We start from the raw sequence: 9,206 nt of genomic DNA on the forward strand, positions 1-9,206 counted from the left end.
CACCGTGCCTCCTGTCCGTCGTGGGGTGTGCGGTCACGACACGCCGCTCGCGTCCGCCGGGTGGTCGCGAACTGTCGGCTGCGGCCCGCCTGGGGGACGGTTCCTGACCCCTCGGCGGCGCGCACGCGACGCGTCGCGACCACTCCGCGGACGGGAGGCACGGGGCTGACCCGCCACGAGCCTCCCGTCCGGCGGCCGCGAACGGTCACGACACACCACTCACCTCCGGCGACTGGTCGCGAACTGTCGGCTGCGGCCCGCCTCGGCGACGGTTCCTGACCCCTCGGCGGCACGCACGCGACAGGTCGCGACCGAGCTCAGGCCAGGCGGATGCCGAGCAGCGCGTCGATCAGGTCGACGAGCTCGGGAGTGCACGCCGTGCCGCCCGCGATCGCCGTGTCCACCGCTGCGACCGCCCCCGGCGTGTCGAGGTCGTCCGACACCCGCGCACGGATGCGCGTGGCGACGTCGGCCGCGTCGTCGGCGTGCCCGGCCGATGCTCCGGAGGCCCAGGCGTCCCAGCCCGCGAGCCGCGTCTCGGCACTCGTCAGCTCGGTGGCGAACCACTCCCAGTGGTCGGAGTACTTGTGCGACAGCAGCGCGAGTCGGATCGCCCGGGGGTCGGCGCCATCGTCGAGCAGGCCACGCACGGTGACCAGGTTGCCGAGCGACTTCGAGATCTTCGTGCCCTGGTAGGCGATCATCCCGGTGTGCACGAACGCGTTCGCGAGGGGCTGGTGGGCGAGGGCCGCAGCGTGCCCGGCACTCATCTCGTGGTGCGGGAACACGAGGTCGCTCCCGCCGCCCTGCACGCTGATCGGCAGACCGAGGCGGTCGCCGGCGATGACGCTGCACTCGATGTGCCAGCCGGGGCGTCCGGGGCCGATCTCGGTGTCCCAGGCCGGCTCGCCGTCCCGCGCGGCGCGCCACAGCAACGGGTCGAGCGGGTCGCGCTTGCCCGGACGGTCGGGGTCACCGCCGCGTTCGGCGGCGAGGGTCAGCATGGTCTCGCGGTCGAGGCCGCTCTCGTCGCCGAGGGTCCACGCGTCGGTGGGCCGGCTGACGTCGAAGTACAGGTCGTCGCCCTCGGCGTCGTCGGTCGGGACCTCGTACGCGTAGCCGGTCTCCTGCAGGAACGACACGGCCTCGGCGACCCGCTCGACCTCGTCGGTCACGGCCACGAAGTCGTCCGGCGGCAGGATCCGCAGCGACTCCATGTCGCGACGGAACAGGTCGACCTGGGACGCAGCGAGCTCGCGCCAGTCGATCCCGTCGCGAGCGGCGCGCTCGAGCAGCGGGTCGTCGACGTCGGTGACGTTCTGCGCGTACTCGACGTCGAGCCCGGCGTCGCGCCAGGCGCGGCCGAGGGTGTCGAACGCCAGGTACGTCGCCGCGTGACCGAGGTGCGTGGCGTCGTACGGTGTGATGCCGCAGACGTACAGCGCGGCACGGTCCTCGTCGCGGGCGGGGTCCACCGGCTTGCCCGTGGCGGTGTCGTGGACGACCGGTCGGGGCGCGGCGCCGGGGACGTCGGGGACGGATGGGGCCTGCCAGGCCCTCACGGCTGGATCACTCCGAGCGACAACAACACGATGAGCACGATACCGAGTGCGATCCGGTAAACGACGAAGGGCATGAAGCTGCGCTTGCTGATGTAGTTCATGAACGCTGCGATCACGACGAACCCGACCACGAACGCGACGACCGTGGCGATGAGCGTGTCGGCGAGTCCGAACGGCGATCCGTGGTCACCGAGGCTCGTCGCGGCCTCGTAGAACCCGGACAGGAACACCGCCGGGATCGCCAGCAGGAACGCGAACCGAGCGGCCGCCGGACGGGTGTAGCCGAGGGCGAGCCCCATCGACACCGTCGCACCGGAACGGGACACCCCGGGCACCAGGGCGAGCATCTGCGCCAGGCCGATGAGCAGACCGCCGCGGAACGTCATCTGCTCGATCCGGCGCTCCTTGCGGCCGACCCGGTCGAGCACCCCGAGGACGACACCGAACACGATGAGGACGATCGCGACGATCCAGAGCGACCGGAACGTCGTCTCGATGGAGTCCTTGAGCAGGAGCCCGGCGACCCCGATCGGGATCGTTCCGAGGATCACCAGCCAGCCGACGCGGACGTCGGGGTCGCCCTTCGGCACGTCACGCTTGACCACCGACCGGAACCACCGCCCGATGATCCGGGTGATGTCCTTCCAGAAGTAGATGAGCACCGCGGTCTCGGTGCCGAGCTGCGTCACGGCGGTGAAGGCCGCACCCGGGTCCTTCGCGTCGGGCAGGAACAGCCCGACGATGCGCAGGTGCGCGCTGGAGGACACGGGCAGGAACTCGGTGAGCCCCTGGACGAAGCCGAGGAAGATCGCCTCGAGGATGTGCATCGCACGGGCCTTTCGGGGGGAGGTCGGTCAGGGCACCGCCACGACGGCGACCACGAACAATATCAGTACGTCGCGAGCAGGTCGCCCAGCACCCGCCGGCCGAACGCGAGCGAGTCGAGCGGCACCCGCTCGTCGACCCCGTGGAACATCGCCGGGAAGTCCACACCGGCGGGCAGCTGCAACGGCACGAACCCGTACCCGGCGATGCCGAGCGTCGAGAGCGCCTTGTTGTCGGTGCCGCCGGACAGCAGGTACGGCAGGACCGGGGCTCCCGGGTCGTGCCGCCCCAGGACATCGCGGACCGCGTCGACCAGGGGGCCGCCGAAGTCCTGCTCGAGGCCGATGTCGCGGAACGACATGACCACCTCGACCTCGGGTCCGGCGAGCTCCCGCACCCGTTCCAGCACGGACTCCTCATCGCCCGGCAGGCAACGGATGTCGACCAGCGCCTCGGCGGTGTCGGGGATGACGTTGTGCTTGTAGCCCGCGGTCAGCACGGTCGGGTTCGACGTGGTGTGCAGCGCGGCGTGGATGAACCGCGACGCCGACCCGGTGGCCAGCGCGACCTCGTCCGGACCGGTCACCGTCGGGTCGACGCCGAGGAACCGCGCCACCTCGGCGACCATCGCGTCCGTCGTCGCCGAGAGCCGGACCGGCCACTCCTCGCTGCCGATCCGCGCGACCGCCGCCGCGAGCTTCGTGACGGCGTTGTCGCGGATCACGTGCGAGCCGTGGGCAGCGGTGCCCCGCGCGACGAGCTTCACCCACATCAGCGCCTTCTCACCGGTCTGCAGCAGGTAGGCGCGACGGTCACCGAGCGTGATCGAGTACCCGCCGACCTCGCTGATCGCCGCCGACGCTCCCGCGAAGACCTCCGGATGCTGGTCGACCACGTGGTGCGAACCCAGGACTCCCCCGGCCTCTTCGTCGGCGAAGTACGCGATGACCAGGTCACGCTCGGGCGCACCGTGCTGCTCGATGACGTCAGCCAGCGACGTCAGCATCATCGCGTCCATGTTCTTCATGTCCACGGCACCGCGGCCCCACAGCGAACCGTCCTTGACGACGCCGCCGAACGGGTCGACCGACCAGTTCGCCGGATCCGCCGGCACCACGTCGAGGTGCCCGTGCACCACGAGCGCCGGCTTGTCACGGTTCCGCCCGGGGACACGCGCAACCACGCTCACCCGGTCCGGCTCCGACTCGAACAACTGCGGCTCGAGACCCAGCGCTCGGAGCCTGTCCTCGACGTAGTGGGCCGCCTCGGCCTCGCCGCGCGACTTCCCCTCGCCCCAGTTCGTCGTGTCGATGCGGATGAGGTCGCGGGCGATCGCCGCGGTCGCCTCGAGCTCGGACACGGACTGGTGCTCGGACGGCTCCGGGTTCGTCATGGCTCCACGGTATCGGTCGACACCGACCCCGACGCCGGGACGGCACACCGAGGACTCGCCCGGGATGCGCTCCCGTGTTCATCGCGCGTTCAGACCCGTGCTAGTGTCTTCTCTCGGCAGGAACGCCGGGTTCGCCCCGGGAAACAGACACCAGACACCCTGTCCGGGTGGCGGAATTGGTAGACGCGCTAGCTTGAGGTGCTAGTGCCCGTATTAGGGCGTAGGGGTTCAAGTCCCCTCTCGGACACAGGAAATGCATGCCCCCTGACCTTTCGGTCGGGGGGCATTTTCTGTTGTGTCTTCCCGGCGAGTGCCGCCATCGCTGCGCTCAGGGCGTCCTCCGCGCACACCTCCCCAACCCGTGCGAGGTTCCGCGCTCCGTGCGGCGCTGCAAGCGCGCACCGAACACGCAACACCGCACCAGATCGTGAACACAGCACGGTGCGAACGCACCCACGTACGCACGGGAGGCGCGGTGCCAGCTGACACCGCGCCTCCCGTGCGTCCGTGGGTGCGTCTAGCTCTTCGACGCCTCGACGAAGTTGCGTCGAGGGTCGGTCTCCTTGATCAGGGAGGTCGCGTCGCGACCGGACACGGCGCCGGTGATCCAGCCGATGACGATGCGCGCCTTCCGGTTCAGGGTCGGCATCGCGTACACGTGGTAGGCGCGGTGCGCGAGCCACGCGAACAGGTTGGTCATCTTGATGCCCTTGATGTTCGCGGCACCCTTGCCCACACCGTACGACGCGACGGTGCCGATGGAGGGGTGGCGGTACTCCTCGAGCGGCTTGCCGGTGATGGTCGCGACGATGTTGTCGGCGGCGACCACGGCCTGACGGACGGCGTTCTGCGCGTTCGGCGGGTAGAACGCCGGCTGCTTGTCGGCGGTCAGGTCGGGCACCTGCGCGACGTCGCCCAGGCCCCAGACGCCCTCGACGACCTGGTGGGTGTCCTCGGCCTCGACCTGGAGCTTCGCGTTCGCGGCGAGGTGGCCCTTCGGCCCGCGCGGCAGGTCGGAGGCGTCGAGGAGCGGGTTCGGCTTGACGCCTGCGGTCCAGACGAGCAGTCCGGTGGCGAACTCGTCACCGTCGGAGAACTTGACGACACCACCCTCGGCGCTCGGCATGGTGGTCTTCAGGCGGACGTCGATGCCGCGGGCGCGGAGCGACTCGAGCGTCCACTTGGACAGTTCCGGGCCGACCTCGGGCGCGACGCGGTCGAGCGCGTCGATGAGCACCCAGCGGGGCTGCTCGCCGGCGAGCGACGGGTAGGTCTTGATGGCGGCCTGCGACACGTCGAACAGCTCACCGATCGCCTCGACGCCGGTGTAGCCACCGCCGACGAACACGCTGGTCAGCAGACGACGGCGCTCGTCCTCGTCCCGCGTGGCAGCAGCCTTCGCGATGTTGTCGAGGAGCTTGGCGCGCACGTAGGCGGCCTCTTCGACGCTCTTGAAGCCGACGCCGTACTCCTCGAGTCCGGGGGTCGGGAACGTGCGGGTGACGGAGCCGAGGGCGACGACGAGCTGGTCGTAGCCGAGGGTGCGGTCGTCGCCGCCGGCGGTCGCGATCGAGACGGTCTTGTCGGCCGAGGAGATCGCGGTGACCTTGCCCTGGATCACGCGGGTCTTGCGCAGCGCACGGCGCAGCTCGACGGTGACGTCCTTCGGTGCGATGTGGCCACCGGCGACCTCGGGCAGGAACGGCAGGTACGTGTAGTAGGTGTTCTGGTCCACCAGCGTGATCCGCATGGGCACCGTGGCCGCGTGCTTCTGGAGCTGCTTGACCGTGGCGTAGCCAGCGGAGCCGCCGCCGAGGACGAGGACGTGAGGGATCGAGTCTGCCATTCCTCCGGTCTACCGGACTTTGGCTTGGCGCGTCATGAGTTCCGCGGCCTGTCGCGGAGCCGCCACCACGCGGTCTCGGCGAGTTCGGGGCCCGTGAACACTCCGTGCGGGGTGCGGCGGGACTCGGTGAGCGAGAAGCGGCGCAGCCGGTAGCCGCCGCCGAAGCGGTCGATGATCGCCTCGGGCGACGCCTCGGGATCGCGTTTGACGTACCAGGTGCGATCGTCGACCGGCTCGATCACGCCGCCGTCACCGACGTCCGCCGATGCGGGAGCGCAGGATGTCGATGCGCTTCTGGATCTGCTCGATGCTCGCCTGTGCCACGGCCGGGCCACCGCTGATGCGCCGGAGTTCGGCGTGGATCGATCCGTGCGGCTCGTTCGAGTGACGGGACCAGATCGACACGAGCCGGGCGAGCTCGGTCCGCTGTTCCTTGATCGTCATGTACATCGGGCGGTCGGGCTCGGGCGCCTTGGGCAGGCCGTCCTTGGCCGTCCGACCCTTGGACCGCTTGGCCTGGGTCGCCTGCCGGGCGCGCAGGAGGTCGCGCACCTGGTCGGGTTCGAGGAGCCCCGGGATGCCGATGAAGTCGAGCTCCTCGAGGGAACCGACCTCGCCGCCGGTACCGAACTCGCCGCCGTCGTAGAGGACGCGGTCGAAGGACGCCTGCGAGTCGAGCGCCTCGAACGGCTGGACCTCGAGCAGGCTCTCGGACGCACGGTCTTCCTTGTTGGCCTCGGCGACCATGGCGTCTTCGGGGTTGTACATCCCGTCGTCGGCGTCCTTCGGGCGGTCGAGGGCGTGGTCGCGCTCGAGCTCGAGGGTGGCGGCGAGGGCCATCAGGCCGGGGACGCTCGGCAGGAAGACACTCGCGGTCTCACCACGACGACGGGCACGGACGAAGCGGCCGATGACCTGTGCGAAGAACAGCGGCGTGCTCGCGCTCGTGGCGTAGACGCCGACGCAGAGCCGTGGGACGTCGACGCCTTCGGAGACCATGCGGACGGCGACCATCCAGCGCGAGGTGTCCTCGGCGAAGGCGCTGATGCGGCTCGACCCCGCGGCTTCGTCGGACAGCACCACGGTCGGGCGCTCCCCCGTGATCTGCTGCAGGATCCGGGCGTAGGCGCGGGCCGTGGTGGTGTCCGTGGCGATGACCAGACCGCCGGCGTCGGGCACACCACGGCGGACCTCGGTCAGGCGCTTGTCGGCGGCGGAGAGCACGGCCGGCATCCACTCGCCCTCGGGCGACAGTGCGGTGCGCCAGGCCTGGGCCGTGATGTCCTTCGTGACCTGCTCACCCAACGAGGCCGACATCTCGTCGCCCATCCGGGTCTTCCAGCGCATCTGGCCGGCGTAGGCCATGAACAGCACCGGGCGGACGACGCCGTCCTTGAGTGCGCGGCCGTAGCCGTAGTTGTAGTCGGAGATCGAGGTGCGGATGCCCTGCTCGTCGGGGGCGTACTGCACGAACGGGATCGGTGCGGTGTCGGAACGGAACGGGGTCCCCGACAGCGAGAGCCGTCGGGTGGCACCGGAGAACGCTTCCCTGATGCCGTCGCCCCACGTCAGGGCGTCGCCGCCGTGGTGGACCTCGTCGAGGACGACCAGGGTGCGCCCGCCCTCGGTGATGCGCTTGTGCACCTCGGGGTTCATGCCGACCTGGGCGTAGGTGATCGCGACGCCCTGGTAGTGCCGGCCGAACATGCCGTCGCCGTTCTTGAACATCGGGTCGATCCGGATGCCCACCCGGTCGGCGGAGTCGGCCCACTGGCGCTTCAGGTGCTCGGTCGGTGCGACGACGACGATGCGGTCGACGGTGCCGCGGGCCAGGAGCTCGGTCGCCAGTCGGAGCGCGAAGGTGGTCTTGCCGGCACCCGGGGTCGCTGCCGTCAGGAAGTCGCGGGGTTCCTTCTCGAAGTACTTCGTGAGCGCTTCGATCTGCCAGGCACGGAGCTTCGATGCCGTGCCCCATGCGGCCCGGTCCGGGAACGCCGGCGACAGGTGCTGGACCGCCGAGTTGCCGGCCGCTTCGGCCAGGGCCGCGGCGTCGGCTTCGTCACGGGCGGCGTCACCGTCGGCCTGCGCCGTGTCGAGCGTCGGCGATGTGCCGCCGGCGCCGGACTGGTCGTCACCCGACTCCGCCCACAGCGTGGCGGGCTGCTGGTCTTCGTACTCCGCTGCGCTCACTGAACCCGATTCTACCGCCACCGTCAGTCCTGCCGAGCGTGCGGGACGCCCCCGTCAGGGGTCCGACGGACCAGGGATGCCGGTCGCAGGACGCCGGCGCCGAAGCGAGCGGCGACCGCGTCCACGGTGGTCTCGGTGTCACGCCACGGCGCGTCGTCGTCCCACAGGGCGTTGCTGGCAGCCGTCGGCACGAGGTTCTCGCCGCGCACGCCGATCAGCCGGATCTGGTTGCCGGGTCGGTGCAGCACGTCGTACAGCTCGACGGCTTCGCGGTGCAGGCGCTTCGCGACGTCGGTCGGTTCCGCCAAGGTGCGCGACCGGGTCAGCGTGGTGAAGTCGGTGTAGCGGACCTTGAGCGCCACCGTCCGGGCCTGCACGTCGGCCTGGCGCAGGCGGACCGCGACCTTGTCGGCCAGGCGGAGGAGTTCGCGAGCGACGTCGTCGCGCTCGGTCAGGTCGCGGCCGAACGTGACCTCGTGCCCGATCGACTTCTCGCCGACGCCGGTGTCGACCACGCGCGGGTCGCGACCCCAGGACAGGTCGTGCAGCCGCTGCCCGCCGGCCGGGCCGAGTGCCGAGACAAGCGAGCCGAGCGGGGTGTTCGCCAGGTCGCCGACGGTGCGGATACCCCGGCGTTCGAGCGTCTCCTGCGTCTTGCCACCCACGCCCCAGAGCGCAGAGACGGGCTGCGGGTGCAGGAACGCCACGGTGTCCGCTTCGGGCACCACGAGCAGGCCGTCCGGCTTCGACCGGCTGGAGGCGAGCTTCGCCACGAACTTGGTCGATGCCGCACCGACCGAGCAGTGCAGCCCGGTCTCGGCGAAGACCGTGCGGCGGATCGCCTGGCCGATCTGCCACGGCGTGCCGTAGAGCCGGAGCGCGCCGGCGACGTCGAGGAACGCCTCGTCGATGCCGAGCCGCTCGACCCGCGGGGTGAACCGGTCGAAGATCGCCATCACGGCCGCGGACTTCGCCCGGTACTTCTCGAAGTGCGGTTCGACGATCACGGCGTTCGGGCAGCGGCGTTTGGCGACGGCCATCGGCATGGCGGAGTTCACGCCGTACCGACGGGCTTCGTAGGTGGCCGCCGTGACGACGGAGCGGTCGGAGTCGTGGCCCACGATGACCGGCAGGCCCTGCAGGTCGGGGCGGTCGAGCAGTTCGACGGAGGCGAAGAAGGCGTCCATGTCGACGTGCAGCACGGTCGCCGAGACGTCGTCCACCGGCGCGTCGGAGACGAGGCGGTTCCGTCCGTCCTGCTTGCTCACACCGAGATGATGTCAGGCGCCACCGACATCGCCGTGCCGGGCGTGCCGACGGCCGCACGGTGCGAGGTTCGTCCCGTCGTGCGCGGTTGCTCGCCCGTCATCGCACCGCGCGCCCTTCGCAA

Annotated in this window: 7 protein-coding genes and 1 tRNA gene; 1 reads left to right on the forward strand and 7 read right to left on the reverse strand. The window is 70.7% G+C overall.

Annotation, left to right across the window (positions count from 1 at the left end):
* Positions 1-317 precede the first annotated feature (317 nt).
* From mshC to BIU95_RS10180, 3 genes are all read right to left on the reverse strand, one after another.
* Complete coding sequence (mshC, locus tag BIU95_RS10170) at positions 318-1,562, reverse strand: cysteine--1-D-myo-inosityl 2-amino-2-deoxy-alpha-D-glucopyranoside ligase (protein WP_071251614.1); 1,245 nt, start codon at positions 1,560-1,562, stop codon at positions 318-320.
* Positions 1,559-2,389, reverse strand: a complete 831-nt coding sequence (locus tag BIU95_RS10175; RefSeq protein WP_017887304.1) for an undecaprenyl-diphosphate phosphatase — start codon at positions 2,387-2,389, stop codon at positions 1,559-1,561. Before BIU95_RS10175 ends, mshC begins: the two co-directional genes overlap by 4 nt.
* 62 nt (positions 2,390-2,451) lie before the next feature.
* Positions 2,452-3,780 (reverse strand): M20/M25/M40 family metallo-hydrolase, encoded by a 1,329-nt coding sequence (locus BIU95_RS10180; protein ID WP_071251615.1) that lies wholly within the window; start codon positions 3,778-3,780, stop codon positions 2,452-2,454.
* Between the two features lie 161 nt (positions 3,781-3,941).
* Here BIU95_RS10180 and BIU95_RS10185 point away from each other — a divergent pair.
* Positions 3,942-4,027 (forward strand) — tRNA-Leu (locus BIU95_RS10185).
* A gap of 270 nt (positions 4,028-4,297) precedes the next feature.
* Here BIU95_RS10185 and BIU95_RS10190 read toward each other — a convergent pair.
* The 4 genes from BIU95_RS10190 to dinB all read right to left on the reverse strand — a co-directional run bounded on the left by BIU95_RS10190 (position 4,298) and on the right by dinB (position 9,084).
* Complete coding sequence (locus BIU95_RS10190; protein ID WP_017887302.1) at positions 4,298-5,626, reverse strand: NAD(P)/FAD-dependent oxidoreductase; 1,329 nt, start codon at positions 5,624-5,626, stop codon at positions 4,298-4,300.
* 32 nt (positions 5,627-5,658) lie between these two features.
* The gene (locus BIU95_RS10195; protein WP_017887301.1) at positions 5,659-5,868 is read right to left on the reverse strand and encodes a hypothetical protein; all 210 of its coding nucleotides are present in this window, start codon (positions 5,866-5,868) and stop codon (positions 5,659-5,661) included.
* 7 nt (positions 5,869-5,875) lie between these two features.
* The gene (locus BIU95_RS10200; RefSeq protein WP_042540322.1) at positions 5,876-7,666 is read right to left on the reverse strand and encodes a DEAD/DEAH box helicase; all 1,791 of its coding nucleotides are present in this window, start codon (positions 7,664-7,666) and stop codon (positions 5,876-5,878) included.
* A gap of 173 nt (positions 7,667-7,839) precedes the next feature.
* Positions 7,840-9,084, reverse strand: coding sequence for a DNA polymerase IV (gene dinB, locus BIU95_RS10205; RefSeq protein ID WP_071251616.1), 1,245 nt, complete (start codon positions 9,082-9,084; stop codon positions 7,840-7,842).
* Between the last annotated feature and the right edge of the window lie 122 nt (positions 9,085-9,206).

The organism is Curtobacterium sp. MCBA15_007 (assembly GCF_001864905.1).
In the GTDB taxonomy this organism is placed as follows: domain Bacteria; phylum Actinomycetota; class Actinomycetes; order Actinomycetales; family Microbacteriaceae; genus Curtobacterium; species Curtobacterium poinsettiae.